18 protein-coding genes are annotated in these 22,177 nt (G+C 62.7%); 7 read left to right on the forward strand and 11 right to left on the reverse strand.

Annotation, left to right across the window (positions count from 1 at the left end):
- Positions 1–32: 32 nt before the first annotated feature.
- Positions 33–563: a DUF6630 family protein gene (locus tag AC1DE1_RS18875; protein WP_477176861.1), complete on the reverse strand. Its 531-nt coding sequence runs from the start codon at positions 561–563 to the stop codon at positions 33–35.
- A gap of 132 nt (positions 564–695) precedes the next feature.
- Between AC1DE1_RS18875 and AC1DE1_RS18880 the strand changes: the two genes are divergently transcribed.
- Together AC1DE1_RS18880 and AC1DE1_RS18885 are read left to right on the forward strand one after the other, a co-directional pair.
- Positions 696–1,403 (forward strand): hypothetical protein, encoded by a 708-nt coding sequence (locus AC1DE1_RS18880; protein ID WP_477176860.1) that lies wholly within the window; start codon positions 696–698, stop codon positions 1,401–1,403.
- Between the two features lie 220 nt (positions 1,404–1,623).
- On the forward strand, positions 1,624–2,460 hold the full coding sequence (locus AC1DE1_RS18885; RefSeq protein ID WP_477176859.1) for a hypothetical protein: 837 nt from the start codon (positions 1,624–1,626) through the stop codon (positions 2,458–2,460).
- Positions 2,461–2,854: 394 nt separating this feature from the next.
- Here AC1DE1_RS18885 and AC1DE1_RS18890 read toward each other — a convergent pair whose 3' ends face one another.
- The 5 genes from AC1DE1_RS18890 to AC1DE1_RS18910 all read right to left on the reverse strand — a co-directional run bounded on the left by AC1DE1_RS18890 (position 2,855) and on the right by AC1DE1_RS18910 (position 8,543).
- Positions 2,855–3,109, reverse strand: coding sequence for a DUF2845 domain-containing protein (locus AC1DE1_RS18890; protein ID WP_477176858.1), 255 nt, complete (start codon positions 3,107–3,109; stop codon positions 2,855–2,857).
- A gap of 448 nt (positions 3,110–3,557) precedes the next feature.
- Positions 3,558–4,628, reverse strand: coding sequence for a DUF4062 domain-containing protein (locus AC1DE1_RS18895; RefSeq protein WP_477176857.1), 1,071 nt, complete (start codon positions 4,626–4,628; stop codon positions 3,558–3,560).
- A gap of 113 nt (positions 4,629–4,741) precedes the next feature.
- Positions 4,742–5,488 (reverse strand): TSCPD domain-containing protein, encoded by a 747-nt coding sequence (locus AC1DE1_RS18900; protein ID WP_477176856.1) that lies wholly within the window; start codon positions 5,486–5,488, stop codon positions 4,742–4,744.
- 198 nt (positions 5,489–5,686) lie between these two features.
- On the reverse strand, positions 5,687–6,283 hold the full coding sequence (locus tag AC1DE1_RS18905; RefSeq protein WP_477179260.1) for a histidine biosynthesis protein HisIE: 597 nt from the start codon (positions 6,281–6,283) through the stop codon (positions 5,687–5,689).
- 115 nt (positions 6,284–6,398) lie between these two features.
- The gene (locus AC1DE1_RS18910) at positions 6,399–8,543 is read right to left on the reverse strand and encodes an adenosylcobalamin-dependent ribonucleoside-diphosphate reductase (protein ID WP_477176854.1); all 2,145 of its coding nucleotides are present in this window, start codon (positions 8,541–8,543) and stop codon (positions 6,399–6,401) included.
- A 347-nt stretch (positions 8,544–8,890) separates the two neighbouring features.
- Here AC1DE1_RS18910 and AC1DE1_RS18915 point away from each other — a divergent pair, with 347 nt between their 5' ends.
- The 5 genes from AC1DE1_RS18915 (at position 8,891) to AC1DE1_RS18935 (ending at position 16,273) form a co-directional block, all read left to right on the forward strand.
- On the forward strand, positions 8,891–10,261 hold the full coding sequence (locus AC1DE1_RS18915; RefSeq protein ID WP_477178803.1) for a Do family serine endopeptidase: 1,371 nt from the start codon (positions 8,891–8,893) through the stop codon (positions 10,259–10,261).
- A 259-nt stretch (positions 10,262–10,520) separates the two neighbouring features.
- Positions 10,521–11,702, forward strand: coding sequence for a LysM peptidoglycan-binding domain-containing protein (locus AC1DE1_RS18920; protein ID WP_477176852.1), 1,182 nt, complete (start codon positions 10,521–10,523; stop codon positions 11,700–11,702).
- 11 nt (positions 11,703–11,713) lie between these two features.
- On the forward strand, positions 11,714–12,409 hold the full coding sequence (locus AC1DE1_RS18925) for an HAD family hydrolase (protein ID WP_441605042.1): 696 nt from the start codon (positions 11,714–11,716) through the stop codon (positions 12,407–12,409).
- A 465-nt stretch (positions 12,410–12,874) separates the two neighbouring features.
- The gene (locus tag AC1DE1_RS18930; RefSeq protein ID WP_477176851.1) at positions 12,875–14,254 is read left to right on the forward strand and encodes a leucyl aminopeptidase family protein; all 1,380 of its coding nucleotides are present in this window, start codon (positions 12,875–12,877) and stop codon (positions 14,252–14,254) included.
- Between the two features lie 291 nt (positions 14,255–14,545).
- Complete coding sequence (locus tag AC1DE1_RS18935) at positions 14,546–16,273, forward strand: M1 family metallopeptidase (protein WP_477178804.1); 1,728 nt, start codon at positions 14,546–14,548, stop codon at positions 16,271–16,273.
- Between the two features lie 263 nt (positions 16,274–16,536).
- Here the strand turns inward: AC1DE1_RS18935 and AC1DE1_RS18940 are convergent, their stop codons facing one another.
- From AC1DE1_RS18940 to AC1DE1_RS18960, 5 genes are all read right to left on the reverse strand, one after another.
- On the reverse strand, positions 16,537–18,801 hold the full coding sequence (locus AC1DE1_RS18940) for a carboxy terminal-processing peptidase (RefSeq protein ID WP_477176850.1): 2,265 nt from the start codon (positions 18,799–18,801) through the stop codon (positions 16,537–16,539).
- A 17-nt stretch (positions 18,802–18,818) separates the two neighbouring features.
- Positions 18,819–19,820, reverse strand: coding sequence for a lipoyl synthase (lipA, locus tag AC1DE1_RS18945; RefSeq protein ID WP_441605046.1), 1,002 nt, complete (start codon positions 19,818–19,820; stop codon positions 18,819–18,821).
- Between the two features lie 10 nt (positions 19,821–19,830).
- Positions 19,831–20,499 carry a lipoyl(octanoyl) transferase LipB gene (gene lipB / locus AC1DE1_RS18950; protein ID WP_477176849.1) on the reverse strand — a complete coding sequence of 223 codons (669 nt, stop codon included), beginning with the start codon at positions 20,497–20,499 and terminating at the stop codon, positions 19,831–19,833.
- Positions 20,500–20,621: 122 nt separating this feature from the next.
- Positions 20,622–20,909 (reverse strand): YbeD family protein, encoded by a 288-nt coding sequence (locus AC1DE1_RS18955; protein WP_046971362.1) that lies wholly within the window; start codon positions 20,907–20,909, stop codon positions 20,622–20,624.
- Positions 20,910–20,923: 14 nt separating this feature from the next.
- Complete coding sequence (locus AC1DE1_RS18960) at positions 20,924–22,156, reverse strand: D-alanyl-D-alanine carboxypeptidase family protein (RefSeq protein ID WP_477176848.1); 1,233 nt, start codon at positions 22,154–22,156, stop codon at positions 20,924–20,926.
- Positions 22,157–22,177 lie beyond the last annotated feature (21 nt).

The raw sequence follows: 22,177 nt of genomic DNA on the forward strand, positions 1-22,177 counted from the left end.
TCAAACGAGAACACCGCACATGCATTCCGCACTCAACCGATCTCGTTACCGCGATGCAGATGAATCCCCAACTCCGGCGCCAACTCCCGCATCGGCTCGATATCCCGACTCAGTGACATCCACCCCGCCACGCTGTCATCGTCCGTATCGCGCACCCATAGCGTGTAACCGTGCGGCGCGAGATTGTCGTAAGCAACACCAAGCAAATCCGCGGTGTCGATATCGGCATGGAACTCATCCTCGTCCGTATCGCCATCCCAATCGATGGTCAGATTCCAGCGCGCCGCCAGCTCATCAATCGCCTGCACCAGCGCCCGCGTGTCGCCGGCATCCACATGGAACGTGGCCCGCCAATCCGCCACCTGCCCCACCACCTGCGCCACATCGATCTCATCCTCCGTCAGCTCCGCCACCGCCTCGCGATACCCCGCGAACTGCTGAAACGCCGCGTCGTCATCGCCAGGATTGATCAACAGCAGAAACTGCCAGACGCGCGCGTCGAGCGAGTCGTCGTCATCGTCGAAGGGCTGGGTGGTGTCGAAATCGTCGTCGGAGGAGTTCATGGCGGGGCCTTCCAAGGTCAGGAAGGCATCATCTCACTCAAGCAGGCTGCCGAGAACTGGCAGACGTAAGCCTTTTGGCAGCTCCACGACATGCGAGACGTGGCATATGCTTCAGGGACCAGAGGGGGAGCTATGGAATCGGCGACGCTGACTTTTTCTGCTTTGAACGAGCGCATTGACGCTTTGCCCGACCACGAGAGCCTGGCAATTGCTCCGAAAAAACGTGAACTTTGGGGTTACGTTATAGGATTCGGCGCCTGGTTCATTGGCCTAGTCGCAGCCAAGGTACTTCCAAGCACCATGACGACTGTCGTCTTCACGGCGAGCATGCTGGCCGTCGAAGTCGTCGCACTGGCTATTGCGCTTTTCCCTCGACGGCCTTGGCGGTTTTCCACCTTCGCTTCGGAGCGGCGCGACTTTGCGGAGCAACTGGACTTTGACCAGGGTCACTATGAAGAGCTCGTTGAGTGGCTAGGCACGTTCCCCAAAGAGCGGCTAGAGGCCATGGCGAAGTACGCAGCACAGCGTCACGAGCGGCTGAAAGACAAGTACCCGCTCATTGCTGGCGGACTTGAGAAGCTAGGCGCCCTTCCGGTCTTAGCAGCACTCTACCTGCAGTTCAAAGACCTCCAATGGCCACCTCACCCGACTTGGCTAGAACTCGTTCTCGGTCCTGCCTTGATCTCGCTCTACTGGGGCAGCTTGCTGCTCGCGAGTGTGCGCTTTCGCGCTCAATTGTTTAGCGTGTTGCTGACCCAGGCAGCTGAGTCCGCGAGCACAGCCAATCAACCTGATTCAGTGGCCGAATACCCGTCGATGAGTGAGCTAGCTATCGTCTAGCGAAATCTCCTCCCAGCTCCGCTGCGCGCCCAGAGCTCACCTTCCGAGGAGTGCACTCCGTTTCTTGAGAGTGACCCAAACAACTCTTCGGCATGTCTTCTCGGCGGTGGATGCACCTCAACGACTTACAACTTAGGACCTATCGTTCCCCTCCAACACCGGGTGCTAGCGTTGCGCGCCACATCAGCGCTTCGCATTCCCACCTAATTGGAGACGGGGCATGACGACCCTCTACGCTTGGGCCACGCCGGCTTTCTCGAGCGACTCGCCCGTCGATCACACATGGGTCACCGACTACGACAACCGGGTTGACCCATACCCGAAGATCGCGGCTGTAGAAAAGGCTCAGGCAAACTACTGGTACTGCTGGGGCAAATTTCATATCCAGGGCAGCAGCTCGGAACAGCCCAACGGATATCTCGGCAGCGCCAGCGGCGACTTCGCATTGGCGCAGTGCCTGTGCCTTCCCAACAAAGAGTCGGACAGTATCCCTCCGCAAACCCGACCCAATGCCTGCGGCACGATTTACTACTACGGCCTGGATGGGGTCTGCCATCAGCTTGCCAATCAGGTGCTCTGGGCCACGGGTGGCACGAGCACGACGCCGTTGACGGTGGCGTTGGCGCGGGGCTACCGTGCCAGCAGCTTTATCTATGGCGCGTACGGCATCCTGCATCACGACTGGAACGCCAATATCTCGCGCTGCGCGGCTCCTCCTTCGTCTCCAAGTGCGGTCAACACCATGGACGCCAACGACGACTTCGCCATCCACGCCGAGCGGGTGCTGGCTTCGCTCAATGCGTCGGAGAAGCTCGCACCCCTGCTGGCATTGCGTGACAGCGCGCGGAAGGAGCAGCTGGCCCAGAGGGAGGCCGTTGTCAAAGGAGAGGTCATGCCATCGGCAGAGGCTCTGAATGCGCGCAACCAGGCCTACTTCCAGCGCGCGGCGGCGTTGCTGAGCAGCACGGAGTTCGAGGCTGTCTTTGGATTCGCACCCAATCGGACGATCGATCTGGTCGATCCGACGATTGCGCGCCAGCCAGCGGGCAAGGCATAACCGGACAAGGGTGCGGGGCGGACTTTCGAACGGGTTTGATGCGGTAAGAAACGTACCGCCGCGTACGTTCAACCGCCGCAAAGCACTCGATTACGCGGCAGCCGGCAGCGAATCTTCTGAAAGTGCACGCCAAACGATATTTCGTTCGATATGCGTCGTGTTTTTACGACTTACTAAGACTCTTCTGATGGTGGCGCAACAATCGGTCGCTTAATCTGAACCTGCTCCCGAGTTGTCAGGACAACCCGGCCAAGCATGCGACCGCCCTACTGGCGGAGCACCAACGGCCCGTCGAGCGACGGGACTGGCTGGACTGATGGGCGGTCGCGTTTGCGCCGCCCATTTCCTTTTTTGGCCTCAGCGAAAGCCCTTGCGTTGCCAGCTTGTCAGGCAATCAATCGTGAACCGTCTCAAAGCTCACGACCCGGCCGCCCACCACGGTGATGACGATCGTTCTGCCGTCTTGCGGGTACTGCCATTCCTCGCCGACCGCGAGCTGGTTGCCTGGGATGGCCCCTCCCTGCCATTGCTTGAATGCGCGCACCCGCGGCTCGCCCATCAACTCCAGTACCCGCGCCGCGCTGTCGCCGACGGACAGTACTTTGTTGCCAACGCGCAGCGATGTCCCAGCGTGAACGGCAGCACTCATGAGTAGCATCAGAATAATCAGGTACCGAAGAAGTCCTTCGGTAGCGCGACATCGCGAATGAAGCGAATCCCTGCTTCGCCGGGTACAGCTTCAGAACCGTCCATATTGTTCCCCTGTAAGTAGTCCGGCGCCGAAAGACCCTCATAGGCTCCGGCAAGTCATTTGCGTCCCCTGACGTGATCGGCACAGGCCGCGCCTAGATCCATATTCCGGTGGGATTCTTCAGTATGGCGGCCGGTTTCGCCATATCACTTGTGGTGGGCCACCGACATTTGCAGGGGTCCTGCTTACGCTCACTTGTGAGGGAGCATTGTTGGCGACCGGGCCGCCTGCACGTTGTATCCGTCGGCACACCCACCATGGCCGAGGTCATCTGCACGGTCACCGGAAACGAGGTTAGGTTCACTTCCAAGACCGTGAGAGGTGAACCTGATCCCGTTCGTCGTCGCTATCTGACGGAGACACTTTTTTTCTTTGAACTCTTCTTTCTTGTTGAAGCAAGCAGCAACCGACGCTCTGTCTCGGCTAGGAAAGCTTTACCCGCACTGGAGACATAACTTCTACGGTAACGCACTCCGGTCACCTTTTCATTCTCAACGAGCCCATGAGTCTGGAGCTTTGGGCACACGTTATGATAGAAGAACAAGGAAGCCTCCGACGCGTCCGACGCGTTAGTTATCCCGTTAATCAATATGTCCTTGTTATTAAAAAATAGATCAAAGAGGCTTTTTGACGCATTCTCTCTCTTGATTAGATTTGGAGGGATCTTTATTTGAATTGATTCAAGGATCTTTCGCGTCTCATCGTATGTAGTGACCTTTCCAACTTTATCCACAGACATCGTCATACTTGACCGCTTTTCGAGTCTATCGATAGTGTCTCTAAGAGAACGATTTTCTTCCGATAACTTTGAAATCTCGTCGAGCAGGGGCTTCGTATCGGCGACTTCCGCGCCTGAAATCCAACCCTTCATATCTCTCGATGACGAGAGGTCCGCCAGACTCTCGTGGACGCTCAACCTAATGTCTTTTTGGTCTTTAAAGAAAGATGAAATATTGCAAAGAACCTTCTCCCTGAAGAGAGCCAGTTCCTTCGGATTATTTCTTTCGATGAATGAACTTCCGCCGTTGCGCACCTTTTGCTCTAGTGCATCTTCGTCAATGACAACCGCAAAGAGAGGCTTGCCTTGTTGAACGGCATAATTATATTCAAGTTCGGTATAGCTAACTCCAGACGTCCGCTCGATAGAACCGTAACGGCCGCCAAGGATCAACATATATACATCGGACTCATCAATCCACTCATTAATAGTGGCCATCTGCGAACGATCCCCGGCGGTAAACAGTTCCATGCCGGCTGGTATATGGCCCGCCTTCAATATGGCAGCCACAGCGGCTTGACGCTCTTCAACAAGGTCCGTAAACGTGCTCGAAATGAATACCTGAAGTTTCCGCTTCAAAGTGCCTCCTAATTTAACTATCGCGCCCAGCCCGGCAAAAGCGGTTTCTTTTACCGGCATTCACCAATTGAACCAATATAATTGTCAGTAGATGTCCAACATTGTATTGACCAGGCTTTTTTGAAATAAAAAAGGCGGCCTTGTGGCCGCCCTCTTCTATATTCAATTAGCTCTCACCCGCACTTGCTATACCCACAATTCAAACAAGTCTGGCACCCATCCATCAGCACCAACGCCTGCGTATTGCACTTGGCGCAAAGGGTGGCCCCCGGAGGGAAGCCGGTGGAGGATTCGGTGGCAGCGGTTTCGGTGGTGGCAGCGGCAGCCTTCTTGCCGCTCGTCACCGCCTCATAGGCGGCGCGCTTCTCGGCGACCAGCTTGCGGGTGGACTCGTCCATTTCCGGGTCGTGGATCAGGCCGATCATCTTCATGTGCTGCTCGATGACGGCGCCGATCTCGGCGACGATGGAGGGCATGTAGACGCCGCCGGCCTTGAAGTAGCCGCCGCGGGGGTCGAAGACGGCCTTCATCTCTTCGACCAGGAAGGTGACGTCGCCGCCTTTGCGGAACACGGCGGAGAGGATGCGGGTGAGCGCCACGATCCACTGGAAGTGGTCCATGTTCTTCGAGTTGATGAAGATCTCGAAGGGGCGGCGCTGTTCGTACGGGGTGCCGACGTTGAGCACGATGTCGTTGATGGTGACGTACAACGCGTGCTCGAACAGCGGTGATTTGATCTTGTAGGTGGAGCCGACCAGCGTCTCGGGACGCTCCAGGCTCTCGTGCATCTGGATGATTTCCGCCTTGGGCGCTTCCTTGGAAGCTGCCGGTGCAACGGCGGGCGCAGCGGCGGACGCGGCCTTGTCCTCGGGCTTTACGACGTTGTAGCCCTTGATCTTCTTTTCGATCTTGATCGCCATGGTGTGTTCTTCCGACGGGATTGGCGGCGCGGCGGTTCGTGGTGCTACAGACCGGCGTCTTGGAGGTGGTCGCGCTTTTTCGCGCTGGAGGCGCTGGATTCCAGCTTCCGCTGGAATGACGAGCTTAAAAAACAATGACGAGCTTTTTGGAACGATCCGGCCCGGCGTGTTCAGCGCCGGGCCGGGTCGCGTTACGGCTTACTTACGGCGTGCGGCTTTCTTGGCGACCTTGCGGACGGCCTTCTTCACGCTCGCCTTCTTGCTGGCAGTGGACCTCTTGACCGCCTTGGCGGCCTTCTTACCGGCGACCTTGCGGACCGCCTTCTTAACGGCGGCCTTCTTGGCCGTCTTTTTGATGACCTTCTTGACGGCCTTCTTGGCAGCGGACTTGCGCACTGCCTTCTTCACGGCCTTCTTGGCGACCTTCTTGGCGGCTGCCTTCTTGACCGCCTTCTTGGCGACCTTCTTGGCGGCTGCCTTCTTGACGGCCTTCTTGGCGACCTTCTTGACGGCAGCCTTCTTGACGGCCTTCTTCACGGTCTTCTTGGCAGCTGCCTTCTTGACGGCCTTCTTGACTGCCTTCTTGGCGGTCTTCTTGCCGGCAGCCTTCTTCACAGCCTTCTTTGCAGCAGCCTTCTTGGCCGGAGCAGCCTTCTTGGCCGCGGCCACCTTCTTCTTGGCGCGAGCCTTCTTGGGCTTGGCTGCCGCGGTCACTTCGACCACGGGAACCTCGACCGGCGCGTCTACGACCTGGGCGGTTTCTTCTTTCACATCAAACTCGGTATCGATGGACATGCGTGTTATCCCCTCCGACGTGGATTCTGGACTTTATGTTGAGCCTTGCCGCAAGGACACTACGGTATTGCTCTTGGCAGTGGGCTGACACCCGAGATCAGGCATCGCGGATAGTTTAGAACTTTCCGTAATACCCTTCCTTCAAGGCATCGAACAGGTTGGCGGCGGTATGCATTTCGCCGTCGTATTCCACTTCTTCGTTGCCTTTCAGTTCGACAACACTACCGTCCTCCAATTCGAAGCGGTAGAGGGTGCTCTCAAGGTCGGCTTCTTTAACGAGCACACCCTGGAACGCCGCGGGGTTGAAACGGAACGTGGTGCATCCCTTCAAACCCTGCTTATACGCGTAAAAATAGATGTCTTTGAAATCTTCGTACGGGTAGTCGGTGGGGACGTTCGCCGTCTTGGAGATGGACGAATCCACCCACAGCTGCGCCGCCGCCTGGATGTCGACATGCTCCTTGGGGGAGATGTCGTCGGCCGAAACGAAGTATTCGGGCAGCTTGGACTTGGCGTCGTCCGAGTAGGGCAAGGCATCGGCATTGATCAGCGCGCGGTAGGCCAGCAGCTCGTAGCTGAAAACCTCGACCTTCTCTTTGGTCTTGCGGCCTTCGCGGATCACGTTGCGCGAGTAGTGGTGCGCAAAGCTCGGCTCGATGCCGTTGCTGGCGTTGTTGGCCAGCGACAGCGAGATGGTGCCGGTGGGCGCGATCGAGCTGTGGTGGGTGAAGCGCGCGCCGGTTTCGGCGAGCTCGGCCACCAGGTTGGGCGCCACGCTGGCAATGCGCTGCATGTAGCGGCTGTACCTGGCGTGCAGCACGCGGCCGGGGATGGAGTCGCCAACCTTGTAACCGTCGGTGGCCATTTCCGGACGCTTGCGCAGCATCTCGCCGGTGACGGTGTAGTCACGGGTGAGCACGGGAGCCGGGCCCTTTTCCTTGGCCAGGTCCAGCGCCACTTCCCAGCCGGCGACGGCCATCTCGCGGGAGACTTCTTCGGTGAAGGCCACCGACTCGGAGGTGCCGTAGCGCATCTTGAGCATGGTGAGCGTGGTGCCCAGGCCGAGGAAGCCCATGCCGTGGCGACGCTTGGAGAGGATCTCGTGGCGCTGCTGTTCCAGCGGCAGGCCGTTGATCTCCACCACGTTGTCGAGCATGCGGGTGAAGATCTTCACCACTTCGCGGTATTCGTCCCAGTCGAAGCGGGCCTTGGGGCCGAAGGGGTCGCGCACGAAGGTGGTGAGGTTCACCGAACCCAGCAGGCACGAGCCGTACGGCGGCAGCGGCTGCTCGCCGCAGGGGTTGGTGGCGCGGATGTGCTCGCACCACCAGTTGTTGTTCATCTCGTTGACCTTGTCGATCAGGATGAAACCTGGCTCGGCAAAGTCATAGGTGGACACCATGATCATGTCCCACAGGTGGCGCGCACGAATGTGCCCGTACACCTTGCAGGCCACCAGGCCGTCGTCGCGGCCCACGTAGTTCTCGTGGGTGGGCCACTCGCGCCAGACGATCTTCTCGGCGTCGGTGAGGTCGACTTCGTCCTTTTCCTTGACGTGCACCGGGAAGACGAGCGGCCAGTCGTGATCGTGCTCCACCGCCTGCATGAAGCCGTCGGTGATCAGCAGCGAGAGGTTGAACTGGCGCAGGCGACCGTCTTCGCGCTTGGCGCGGATGAATTCCTTCACGTCCGGATGGCTGACGTCGAACGTGCCCATCTGCGCGCCGCGACGGCCACCGGCCGAGGACACGGTGAAGCACATCTTGTCGTAGATATCCATGAAGGACAGCGGGCCGGAGGTGTACGCACCGGCGCCAGACACATACGCGCCGCGCGGACGCAGCGTGGAAAACTCGTAGCCGATGCCGCAGCCGGCCTTCAGCGTGAGACCGGCCTCGTGCACCTTCTCCAGGATGTCGTCCATGGAGTCGCGGATCGTGCCGGACACGGTGCAGTTGATCGTGGACGTGGCGGGCTTGTGTTCCAGCGCGCCAGCGTTGGAGGTGATGCGGCCGGCGGGGATCGCGCCACGGCGCAGCGCCCAAAGGAAGCGTTCGAACCAGTGTTCGCGCAGCTCCGGGGTGGCTTCCACATCGGACAGGGCGCGGGCGACGCGCTGGTAGGTTTCGTCCACGCTGCCATCGACCGGCGCGCCGGACTTCGCCTTCAGGCGGTACTTCTTGTCCCAGATATCGTAGGACGCAGGCTGCAGCGGAATGACGGTATCGCGGGTTACGGCTGGTGCACGCGCGGTGCTCATCGGCTTCCTGACCTCTCGGTTTGGCCTCACGGCCCCGTGTTGGTGTTGTTCTATTCGGCTAAGCCGCTCGTATCGGGTCGCGCCTGAAAAGCAAAAGCCGCGCGTAGAGCCCGATCCTTGCGTTCCCTGCCCGACCCTTCGGCTACTCCCCCCTGAGAGTGCCCTGTGACACCAGCTCTTGGGTTTAGGCCCGGCCTAGTCACACAAGATGTTGTGGTCGCGAACGAGGGAAAGTTACCGCTGCCCTTTCGCCTTGTAAAGTAAATTCGTCAATACCAAACGGTGGAACCGCCGACGCCGCGCCGAGTCGAATGACCAACGATTCGACCCACGCACAAGGAGTCCCCATGTTTCTTCGTTTCGTCCGCCGACTGGCCGCCGCGGTTTTGGTGTTGATTGCCGCGACACCCTTCGCCAGTCACGCCGCGCTACCCGTGTCGATCGATGGACAACCACTGCCTTCGCTGGCGCCGATGCTGGAGAAGGTGACGCCGGCGGTGGTGAACATTTCCACCAAGACGCGGGTGCAGGTGCGCGATCCGTACTTCGACGATCCGCTGTTCCGGCAGTTCTTCGGCTTGCAGGGTTCGCCGCGTTCGCGGGTGGAGCAGAGCCTGGGCTCGGGCGTGATCGTGGATGCGGCCAAGGGCTACATCCTCACCAACAACCATGTGGTGGGCGGCGCCGACGACATCACGGTGACGCTGCAGGACGGGCGCGACTTCAAGGGCAAGCTGGTCGGCACCGATCCGGACACCGACGTGGCGGTGGTGCAGATCCAGGGCACGAATCTGCAGGCGCTGCCGATGGCCGATTCCGCGCAGCTGCGCGTGGGCGACTTTGTGGTGGCCGTCGGCGATCCATTTGGCCTGGGGCAGACGGTGACCTCGGGCATCGTGTCGGCGCTGGGCCGTTCGGGCCTGGGCGGCACGGGCTATCAGAACTTCATCCAGACCGATGCCTCGATCAACCCGGGCAACTCCGGCGGCGCGCTGGTGAACCTGCGCGGCGAATTGGTGGGCATCAACACCATGATCTTCTCGCCGTCGGGCGGCAACGTGGGCATTGGTTTTGCCATCCCCACCAATCTCAGCACGGAGGTGATGAAGCAGCTGATTGCCCACGGCAAGGTCAACCGCGGCAACCTGGGCGTGGAAACGCAGGACATCACACCGCGCATCGCCAAGGTGCTGGGGCTCAAGGACAGCAACGGCGCGGTGGTTACGCGCGTCAACTCCGGCTCGGCGGCGGACAGTGCGGATATCCAGGTGGGTGATGTGATCACCGCGCTCGATGGCAAGCCGCTGCGCAACGCGCAGGACCTGCGCAATGCCGAAGGCCTGCTGCCGCTTGGCAGCACGGTGACGCTCGCCGTGCAGCGCAATGGCGCCGTGCGCAACGTCAGCGCCAAGCTGGTGCCGGAGAAACTCGCCACGGTGGATGGGGCCAAGCTCGATGCACGACTGACCGGCGTGACCTTCAGCGAGCTCCCGCAGAACCTGCGCTCGCAAGGCCTGGGCGGTGTGGGCGTGAGCACCGTGCGTGCAGGCAGCCGCGCGGCGCAAGCGGGCCTGCAGGCGAACGACGTGGTGATCGGCATCGGCAACCTGCGTATTCCCGACCTGCGCACCCTGCAGCAGCTGGCCGGCGTCAATCCGCGGCAGCTGGTGCTGGTGGTGTCGGGCGATGATGGCGTGCGCTACGTAGATATCCGTTGATGTCACTCCCCGCCGCGACAAGGCGGCTCATGTCGCAATGGAGCTGCGACAGGCCGCTTTGTCGTGACATGCGGGAACGGGGGATAAACGCGACTGGCGATGCGTGTCCGTCGTCGCGTTTTTCCATGATGCAAGGGCAGGAATTCGCTTGCGGTTTGCCCGCAGGCTGGCTGAAATAGCCGAGTTACACCTTTCTTGCACGCACGCCCAGCTAAGGCGGCCTGCGAACCATCATCATCATTCGAGGTTCCCCACCGCCATGTCATCACGCATTTCCCGCCTGCTCATCGTTGCGATGCTTACCGCATTCGCAACCACCGGCGCCCTCGCGGCCGCCAAGACCACCAAGACCACCAAGAAGCCGTCCACCCCGACCGCACCGGCACTCGTGTGGCGCGGCGACTACGCCACCGCCCGTGGCGTGGTGGAAGACGTGAGCAAGGCCTGGGAAAAGAGCGGCAAGGGCCGCATCGAGATCCAGCCGTTCAACACCGCCTCGGGCCTGGACGCCGTGGCACACGGCCTGGCCGACATCGCCGGCAGCGCGCGCAACAGCGCCGGCGGCACCGAGACCGACCTGGTGTTCACGCCGGTCGCGTTTGACGCGCTGGTGATGATCACCCATCCGTCGAACGGCACGGGCAACCTCACCGTCAAGCAGCTGCACGACATCTACTTCGGCAAGATCACCAACTGGAAGGACGTGGGCGGCAAGGACGCGCCGATCAACCTGTATGCCGTGGCCAGCCCGGGTGACGGCGTGGAATACAGCCTGCGTCGCCTGATCTTCGGTCGCGGCAACCAGCCGGTGGCCGCACCGCGTCTGTACGTCAACACAGCCAAGCTGGAAGAAGCCGTGACGCTCGACCCGAATGCGCTGGGCGTGACGACCCTCTCGGGCGTGGCCAGCAACAGCAAGGTGAAGATGGTCAGCGTGGACGGCGTGCGTCCCAGCCTGTCCACCGTCACCGATGGCAGCTACGTGCTGTACACCCCGCTGTATCTGGTCACCAACAAGGAAAGCCCGAAGGCTGCGCAGATCACTGCCTTCATGGAATTCCTGCACACCGACGAAGTGCGTGCGCTGGCTCGCTCGCACCAGCTGGTCCCGTACACCGATGCACCGCAGCTGGCCCAGAACGACAAGACCCGCCGCGAGAAGCTGCTTGCCGAGAACGGCATCAAGATGGACGTGGTCGCCGATCCGATCCCGACGGCAACGCCGGTGACCGCGCCGACCGCACCGACGGCCGCTGCCGTAACCTCGCCGACGGCTGAAAAGGGTGGCGCTACCGGCCAGACCTACACCGTCTCCAAGGGCGACACGCTGGGCGTGATCGCCAAGAAGTACTCGGTGTCGGTGGCCGATCTCAAGAAGTGGAACGACCTGTCCAGCGACAACGTGAAGATTGACCAGGTGCTGAAGGTCAGCGGCAACTGATCGCACCGCACGTGCGCATCCGCGCCCTGACGCTCGACCTGGACGACACCTTGTGGCCGGTACTGCCGGCCCTGGAGCGCGCGGACCGCGATCTGGATGCGTACCTGCGCCAGCACTATCCCGACGTCGCGCGCGCATGGCCCATCCCGGCCATGCGCGCGCTGCGTGCCGAGGTCGCCGCCGAGCGCACCGACCTGGCCCACGACTTCACCGCGCAACGCCACATCACCATGCAACGGGCCTTCACCGCCTGCGGCATCGACGAGGCACCGCTGGAAACGCTGTGGGAGGTTTATTTCTCCGCGCGCAACAGCGTCGAGCTCTATCCCGACAGCCTGCCCGCCCTCCAGCGCCTCGCTGGACGCTGGCCGGTGGTCAGCCTCACCAACGGCAACGCCGACCTCGATCGCATCGGCATTCGCGAACACTTCGCGCACCACATCTGCGCCCGCGATACCGGCATCGCCAAACCCGATGCACGTATTTTTGTGGCTGCCGCCGAGCACCTCGGGCTGCGGCCTGAAGAAATCCTCCACGTTGGCGATGATCCGGAACTGGACGTCGTCGGCGCCCGCGATGCGGGCCTGCGCACCGCGTGGATCAACCGCCACGGCCATCCCTGGCCCGGCCTCCTCGGCACCGCACCTGACCTCGACCTGCGCGATATGAGCGCGCTGGTGGATTGGCTGGAAGCGCAGGGTCAGTAGCGAGGCGTCGCGACTCTCCCGTAGCGCACCCTTGTAGGAGCGCACTTGTGCGCGACCGTCACGCTGGGGTGTACCGCTCCGTTGGCTGGTCGCGCACAAGTGCGCTCCTACAAGGGTGTGGGAGCCCCATGCGGCGCGACCGCCTTTTCTGTGGGAGCGCACCCTGTGCGCGACAAGCCTACGGAGCAGCACACCCCAGCGTGGTCGTCGCGCACAGGGGGTGTGGCAAGCCCATGCCGCGCGACCGCCTTCTCTGTGGGAGCGCACCCTGTGCGCGACAAGCCTACGGAGCGTCACACCCCAGCGTGGCCGTCGCGCACAAGGTGCGCTCCCACAGAGGTAGGCGCCAGGCGGGGAAGCCAGGCTCCCACCCAAATACCGTCTCGCCCCAGCTCCCAAAAGCGCGCATCATTAACCATCACCAAAAGCCCACCGCGCCCGCACAGCCGCCGCGCAAGGAATTCCATGTCCGTCCTGATCGAACGCAAAGCCGGCGAGCGCCAGAGCATCGCCATCGAGACCACCGACACCCCGCATTTTGCCGCCACTAAACGCCGCCTCAGCGCCGCGCAGCGCCGCTGGGTGGCCGACTCGGGGTTCGAGGCCGCGCCCGGCACGTTTGCGCTGATCGCCGATGAGAGCGGCAAGCTGGTGCGCGTGCTAGTGGGCGTCGACGCCAGTGATGCGCTAAGCGCGCTCGGTGCGCTGCCCCGCACGCTGCCGGAAGCCACCTATCACCTCGCCAGCGAGGGTGTGCTCAAGGACACCTTGCAGGCCGCGCTCGGCTGGGCCCTGGGCGCCTACGAATTCACCCGCTACCGCAAGGCGCGCCGCGCGCCGGCCAAGCTCGCCATCGCCGCCGCGGACCTCGCCACGCTGCAGCCGCTGGCCGAGGCCACCACCCTGGTGCGCGACCTGGTCAATACGCCGACCGAGGACATGGGGCCCAAGCACCTCGCGGACGCCGTGAAGCAGCTGGGCAAGACGCACAAGGCCAAGGTGCGCGAATGGGTGGGCGATGAATTGCTGACCGCCAACTTCCCCACCATCCACGCCGTGGGCCGCGCCAGCCATCGCTCGCCGCGACTGATCGAACTCAACTGGGGCAAGAGCAGCGATCCGAAGATCGCCGTGGTCGGCAAGGGCGTGTGCTTCGATACCGGCGGCCTGGATCTGAAGCCCGCCGACGGCATGCGCTGGATGAAGAAGGACATGGGCGGCGCCGCCCACGCAATCGCACTTGCCGGCCTGATCATGCAGGCGAAGCTGCCGGTGCGCCTGCAGCTGCTGATTCCCGCCGTGGAAAACGCGGTGTCGGGCGCGGCGATGCGTCCGGGCGAAGTCATCACCACGCGCGCCGGCATCACCGTGGAAGTGGACAACACCGACGCCGAAGGCCGCCTGGTGCTGTGCGACGCGCTCACCTATGCGGGCGAGCAGAAGCCGGATCTGATCATCGACTACGCCACCCTCACCGGCGCCGCACGCATCGCGCTCGGCCCCGACGTACCGGCGCTGTTCGCCAACAACGATGACGCCGCCGACAGCGTGATCGCCGCCGGCCGCGCCGTGAACGATCCGCTGTGGCGCCTACCGCTGTGGCGCCCGTATCGCAAGATGCTGGAGTCCTACATCGCCGATATCGCCAACTCCGGCGCGTCGCGCCACGCTGGCGCGATCACTGCGGCACTGTATCTGGAGCGCTTCGTTCCCGAGACCACGCCGTGGCTGCATCTGGATACTTATGCGTGGAACGACGGCGACCGCCCCGGTCGGCCGCGTGGTGGTGAGGCGCTCGGATTGCGTGCGTTCTTTGCATTCCTGCAGCAACGCTACAAGCGCTGAGTCGGTACCGATATCGACACCAAGAAGGCGACGCACTGCGTCGCCTTTTTTTGTGCGCCTCCGGGGAACCCCTCTGTGGGAGCGCACCCTGTGCGCGACGCGGCGGTGATGCTGCCCGTGCGAGCGGTCATCGCCCCGAAAAAAATCCTGGAATGAGAGACCGATGGTGCGCCGCGGTCGCGCACAGGGTGCGCTCCCACAGGGTGGGCGTGCGCATGGCTCTTGATCCGGCTCGGTGACATCGCTCCGATCCACTGGCATCCTCCGCCGAGCTCACCACAAGGCTTCCCCATGACGCGTCTGCGCCCTCTGACACTCGCTCTCTGCCTCGCGCTTTGCGCGGCCACCCACGCCGAAGACGCGAAGCCATCCGAACAGCCCCCACTCACCGAACAAACGCTACGCTCCGGCGGTCAAATGCCCGCCGAGCAGCAGCGCGTGAACTTTGATCACGCCGAGCTGCACTTCACCGTGGATATCGCGCAGCAGAGCATCGATGCCGACGCGCGCCTCAGCTTCAGGGCGCGCGAAGCAACCGACACCCTGCTGCTCGATCTCGATCCGCATCTCGCCATTTCGAAGCTATCCGTCAACGACAAGGCGTTGGCCAACGACAAGTGGAGCAATCCCGATGGCCGCCTGCGCATTGCACTGCCCAAGCCGCTCGCCAAGGGCGAGAAGGTCGTCATCGATATCCGCTACGGCGGCAAACCGCACGTAGCCAAGAAGGCGCCGTGGGACGGCGGCTTTGTATGGAGCCACACCGACGACGGCCAACCGTGGATAGCCACGGCCGTAGAAGGCGAAGGCTGCGATCTGTTCTGGCCGTGCATCGATCATCCGCAGGGCAAACCCGACCTGGTGGATACCTATGTCACCGTGCCAAAAGCGCTGGCCGCGCCAGGCAATGGCGTGCTGGTCGACATCAAGGAGCATGGCGACACGCACACCTATCACTGGCGCGCAAAACATCCGACCACCTATGCCCTCTCGCTCAACATCGGTCCGTTCGATGTGTTGAAAGGCGATTACCGCAGCCGCTACGGCAACACCATCCCGATGCAGATGTGGTACCTGCGCGGCCATGAGGCGCAAGCCAAACAGCTGTTCGCCGAGTTCCCGCGCATGCTCGACTTCTTCGAGCGGGAGATCGGGCCCTATCCGTTTGGCGACGAGAAGATGGGCGTGGTGGAAACGCCGCACTTGGGGATGGAACACCAGACCATCAACGCCTACGGCAACGGCTATCCGCGCAGCGAGTACAGCTTCGACTGGCTGCTGCAGCACGAGTTCTCGCATGAGTGGTTCGGCAACCAGCTGACCAACGCCGACTGGGACGACATGTGGCTGCATGAAGGATTCGGCACGTATATGCAGCCGCTGTTCGGCCAGTACCTCTTTGGCGACATGCCGTATTTCTCGATGCTGCAGAACGAACGCAGCCTGGTGAAGAACGCCTATCCCATCGTTGCTGGCCACAGTCAGTACGAGGAGGACGTGTACAACGCCAAGCAAGGCCCGGGCAACGACATCTACAACAAGGGCTCGCTGATGCTGCACACCTTGCGGCAGATGATTGGCGACGAGGCGTTTTTCGAAAGTATTCGCCGGCTCGTGTACGGACGCCCCGATCCCAAGCCCGGCAATTTCACGCCGCACTACGCCACCACGCACGACTACATCGAGATCGTGAACCAGGTCAGCGGCCGCGATCTCAACTGGTTCTTCGATGTGTATCTGCGCGAAGCCGCGCTGCCGAAGCTGGAGACGCGTCAGGAAGGCAACATGCTCACGCTGCACTGGCAGGTGCCGCACGACAAGCCGTTTCCGATGCCCGTCGATGTGCAAGTGGGCGACAAGCTGCTGACCGTCCCCATGAATGGCGGCAACGCCAGCATTGCCGCACCTGCCGGCGCGCTGGTGATCATCGATCCCCGCAGCAAGCTGCTGCGCGAGATGCCGCATTTCGCGGATTACCAGCAGTGGAAGAAGGAGCAGGCGGAGAAGAAGGCGAAGTAGCCAGCGCGAACGCTTCGGCCTTCGTCTCCCTTGTAGGAGCGCACAAGGTGCGCTCCTACAAGAGATGGGCTCGCGCAAACGTTGGGCCGGACACCTCCCTTGTAGGAGCGCACTTGTGCGCGACCACCTGACGGAGCGGTACATCGCAGCTCTGCGGTCGCGCACAAGTGCGCTCCTACAAAGAGCTTCCGACATGAGGCGACTGAAACCTCCAAAAGAAAAGGCGGCCGTTGGCCGCCTTTTCTTCATCAATCTCAAACCCGTCAGTGCGCCGCGGGCCCCTGCTGCGGCTGCGCCTTCCCCGGCGCCGCGGCGGCCGTGGTGGCACTCATATTCGAGTACTTGCCACCATACGGCAGCACTTCCGCCGCCAGCTTCGCATCGCCCTTGATCAGGCCAGCCGCGTCGAACAGGATGTGCGCGGTTTCGTCGAGCTGCGGATCGGCTGCCTTCTTGGCGTCCTTCTCCTGCTTCAGTTCGCTCTTGAGGCTGCGCTCGTTGGCGTTGAGGCCATCGTCCACCGCCAGGGTGTCGTCATCATCAGCCGCATTGCCGTCGATCGCCTTGTGGCGGGCGCGGAAATCGGCCTGGATGGCGTCCAGATCCTTACGCTCGGTTTCGCGCTGGGCGAAGTTGAGCGAGATGGTGGTCTTGTCGCGCATTTTGCGGTACTGCGCCAGCTCGTCGAGCATCAGCTTCCAGCCCGGCGACTTGGCGGTGCGCGCGTCGTGCCTGGTCTGCAGCTGGTTCAAGTACGCCTTGAGGTCGGCAACCGGCTTGTAGTCGGCCGGCGCGATCTGCGTCCACGGCAGCGCGTTGTCGTAGGTCGACTCGCCGAAGTCCTTCTCGTCGCCGTTCTTGGGGAACTGGATGTCCGGCGTCACGCCCTTCAGCTGGGTGGAGCCGCCATTGATGCGGAAGAATTCCTGGATGGTCATCTTCAGCTCGCCGAACTGCGGCTTCTCGCTGTTGTTGCGGGTGAAGCGGTCCAGGTCCACCAGGTTCTGCACGGTGCCCTTGCCGAAGGTCGGCTGGCCGATGATCAGGCCACGGCCGTAGTCCTGGATCGCCGCGGCAAAAATCTCCGAGGCCGAGGCCGAACCACGGTTGACCAGCACGGCCATCGGACCGCTCCAGGACATCCCCGGCTCGTCGTCGCCCTGCACCTGCACTTCGCCGCGCGCATCGCGCACCTGCACCACCGGGCCCTGGTCGATGAACAGACCGGTGAGCTCGTTGGCTTCGGCCAGCGAACCGCCGCCGTTGTTGCGCAGATCCATCACCACGCCTTCCACGCCCTCGGCCTTGAGCTCGCCGAGCAGCTTGGCCACGTCACGGGTGGCGCTCTTGAAATCCTTGTCGCCTTCGCGGCGCGCGCCGAAATCGGAATAGAAGCTCGGCAGGTCGATCACGCCGATCTTGCGCGTGACGCCGGCGTCCTTGATCTCGATGACCTTCTTCTTGGCAGCCTGCTCTTCGATGCTCACCTTCTGGCGAACCATGCTGACCAGCTCGTGCTTGCCGTCCACGCCCGCATCGGCCGGGAGAATCTCCAGGCGCACGGTGGTGTCCTTCTTGCCGCGGATGCGCTTGACCACGTCATCCACGCGCCAGCCGATCACGTCGACCATCGGGCCGCTGGTGCCTTCGCCGACGGCGACCACGCGGTCGCCCACGTGCACCTTGCCCGACTTGGCGGCCGGGCCGGCCGGCACGATCTCGCGGATCGCGGTGTACTCGTCGCGCGTCTGCAGCACGGCGCCGATGCCTTCCAGCGACAGCTTCATGGAGATGTCGAAGTTTTCCGCCGCACGGGGGCCGAGGTAATCGGTGTGCGGATCGGTGGACTCGGCATAGGAGTTCATGAAGGACTGGAACGCGTCCTCGCCATCGAGCTGCTTCACGCGGTCGATGTAGCCGGCGTAGCGCTTGTCCAGCGTCTTGCGGATGTCGTCGTCGGTCTTGCCGGCAAGCTTCAGGCGCAACCAGTCGTTCATGGTGCGCTCGCGCCACAAGGTGTCGAGCTCGCCCTGGTCCTTGGGCCACTCGGCCTTCTTGCGGTCGTAGTTGTAGCTCTCGTTGGTGCTCAGGTCGAAGCCCTGCTTGAGCAGGCCGCGCGCATAGGTCATGCGCTCGATCGCACGCGTGATGTACAGGTTGAACATCGAGAACGGACCGGTCAGGTCCTGGTTCCAGATGGCATCGTCCATCTGCGTTTTCAGCGGCGCGAACTTGGCCAGGTCGGCCTGGGTGAAGAACACCTTCTCGCCGTCGAGGCTGTCGACATAGGCCTTGTAGATCTTCTGCGACATCGCATCGTCGAGCGGCTTCGCGTCGTAATGGAAGCGCGTGAGGAAGCGGGCGGAAAGCTGCGCCGCCTGTGCCTGCGTGACGGAAGGCTTGAGCGGCAGCGTGGAGAACTTGCGCGGCGCGTTGTCACCGGCGAGATCGGCAGCGGACTGCGCGTGGACACCGACGCCGGTGACGGCAAGGGCAAGCAACAGGGCAAGCGAGGGGCGCAGTTTCATAGGGTCTCGGGAAGCTCTCAGGCGTGCTCGGTGACACCTGCGGCGTGAGCCTGCAGGTCAGCGTGGTAGGACGAACGCACCAGCGGACCGGACGCGACGTGATGGAAACCCATCGCTTCGCCGGCTTCGCGCAGTTCGTTGAACTCATCCGGCGTCCAGTAACGGACCACCGGGTGGTGATGCGGCGTGGGCTGCAGGTACTGGCCGATGGTGATCATGTCCACATCGTGCGCACGCAGATCACGCATGGTCTCCAGCACCTGCTCCATCGTCTCGCCCAGGCCCAGCATGATGCCGGACTTGGTCGGCACCTCCGGATGCTGCGCCTTGAAGCGCTTGAGCAGGTCCAGCGACCACTGGTAGTCCGCGCCCGGACGCACTTCGCGATAGAGGTGCGGCACGGTTTCCAGGTTGTGGTTGAACACGTCCGGCGGGAAGTCCTTCAGCACTTCCAGCGCGCGCTCCATGCGGCCCTTGCCGCGGAAGTCGGGCGTGAGGATTTCGATCTTGATGTCCGGCGCCGCATGACGCGTCGCGCGGATGCACGCGGCGAAATGCTCGGCGCCGCCGTCGCGCAGGTCGTCGCGATCCACCGAGGTGATCACCACGTACTTCAGGCGCATGTCGCGGATGGTCTCGGCCAGGCGCGCCGGTTCCAGCGGATCGGGTGCGGCCGGACGGCCATGCGCCACGTCGCAGAACGAGCAACGGCGGGTGCAGACCTCGCCGAGGATCATGAAGGTGGCGGTGCCCTTGCTGAAGCACTCGTGGATGTTCGGGCACGAGGCTTCCTCGCACACTGTCACCAGCGAGTTCTCGCGCAGGCGCGATTTCAGCTGCTGCACGGCGTTGCCCTGCGGCAGGCGCACGCGGATCCAGCTCGGCTTGCGCAGCGTCGGCACGGTCGTGTCGAAGCCGGCGCGGTTGAGCCCGATCTTGTCGTTGCCCAATTGCTTCTCGACACCGGTGGTGCCGACAACGCTGATCGGGATAACTTTGGAAGTGGAGATTTCGCTCATGTAGGCCAGCTCAGACCGCTACGCGAGCGGGTAGTTCAGGGAGTATGGGGGGCGCCGCCTCGGCGACGAATCCGAACTGGTGGCAGAACTCCTCCACCAGGGCGTCCTCGACGTCCGAAAGGCGCGACGGACCACCCAAGTCTAGCACTTGCGTGACCGCCAAGTCCTTGTAACCGCACGGATTGATGCGGTGATACGGCTCAAGATCCATGTTCACGTTGAAGGCCAGGCCGTGGAAGCTGCAGCCCCGCCGCACGCGCAGGCCCAGCGCCGCCACCTTGGCGCCTGCCACGTAGACGCCCGGAGCACCTTCGAGGCGCTCGGCGCCGATGTTCCAGTGGCCCATGGTGTCGATGATGGCCTGCTCGATCTTGTTGACCAGCTCGCGCACGCTGACCCCGACGCGACGAAGGTCGATCATCGGATAAGCCACGATCTGGCCCGGGCCGTGATAAGTCACCTGGCCGCCGCGATCCACATGGATGACCGGGATATCGCCCGGTGCCAGCACGTGTTCGGTCTTGCCGGCCTGGCCGAGCGTGAACACCGGATCGTGTTCCAGCAGCCACAGTTCGTCCGGGGTGTCAGGCCCCCGGTTGTTGGTGAATTGGCTCATCGCCTCCCAGGTCGCCTCGTAGGGCTGGCGACCGAGACGACGAACTTTGAGCGGCAGGGACATGGGGAATGGCCTGGGGACGGAAGTGATTATCTGCGGTCGTGAGACCACCCTTGCAAGGGCTGGAAGTCACTGAAAGCCGGCGGGCGTGGCGGCCCGCCAGGCTTGGGCGTCTCGAACCGGCGTTACAGCGTGTAACGGATATCCGGATCGGCCCGCAGCGAGGCGTGCGCCTCGTCGTACTGCTCGCGCGACTCGGCGCGGAAGCTCACCGTCACCGAGATGAAGTTGCCCTCGCGCGAGTGACGGTGCTTGACCGTCTCATGCAGCACGTGCACGCCGATGCCTTCGAGGATCTGCGGCACGCGGGCCTGCAGATCCGCACTGGCGTTGCCCATGGCGGTGATCTCGAATTCGCCGGGGAACTGGAAGCCCTGGCCCTCTTGGGCCTCGATGGAGTCGATATCGCGCATCAGTGCCACCTCCCTCACTTCTTTTCGTCAGGCTTCTTGTCGCTATGGAACCACAGCATGATGCTGTCCCACAGGCGGCCGAAGAAGCCGGCCTGCGGTGCATCGGCCAGCGCCACCAGGGGCACGTTCTGCACCGGCTGGCCATCGAGCGTGACGCGCAGCGTACCGACCTGCTGGCCCTTGGTGAACGGTGCCACCAGCGTCGCCGGCACGTCCAGCGTGGCCTGCAGCTTGTCGTAGTCGCCGCGCTTGACGGTGACCAGCACGTTGTCGCTCACGCCCAGCGGCAGCTGGTTGGACTGCCCCTTCCACAGACGCGGCGTGGCCAGCGGCTTGCCGCCGTCATACAGCTTGTGCGTCTCATAGAAACGGAAACCGTAGCTGAGCAGCGCCATGGCCGCGTCTGCACGGGTCTTCTCGTTGGTCGAGCCCATCACGATGGCGATCATGCGCGAATCGCCCTGCTTGGCCGAGGCGGCGAGGCAGAAACCCGCGGCAGCCGTGTGGCCGGTCTTGATGCCATCGACGGTCGGGTCACGCCACAGCAGCAGGTTGCGGTTGTGCTGCTTGATGCCGTTCCACTCGAAATCCTTGATCGCCGAGATCGCATAGTCCTCGGGGAAGTCGTGGATCAGCGCGCGCGAAAGAATCGCGATATCGCGTGCCGTCGAGTAATGGTTGGCGATCGGATAACCCGAAGCATTCTGGAAGTTCGTGTTGGTCATGCCCAGCTGCTTGGCATAACCGTTCATCAGGCCGGAGAACGCCTGTTCCGACCCGGCCGTGTGTTCGGCCAGCGCAATGGCGGCGTCGTTGCCGGACTGGATGATCAGGCCGTACAGCAGGTCCTTCAGCGGCACCTGGCTGTTGAGCTTGAGGAAGCTGGTGGAGCCGTCGGTGCCCGCACCGCCGCCGCGCCACGCGTTCTCGCTGATGGTGACCGGGTCGTTCATGTGGACCTTGCCGTTGGCGACTTCGGCAGACACCACATAGTCGGTCATGATCTTGGTGATCGAGGCCGGCTCCACGCGCAGGTCCGGCTCCTTCGAGGCGAGCACCTGGCCAGTGGCGTAATCCATCAGCACCCAGCTCTTGCCATCCACATCCGGCGGCGGAGGCACCGGGGCCTCAGGCATCACCGGGCGCGGCACCGGGACGGGCTTGGGCGGGGTCTGCTGGGCAACGGCCGTGCCAACGACCAGGGCGGCCACGGCAAGCGAGGAGAGGGTACGGCGGATCAGGTTCATCGTTCGATTCGGTCCAATGGC

The organism is Dyella sp. 05T440 (assembly GCF_056395965.1).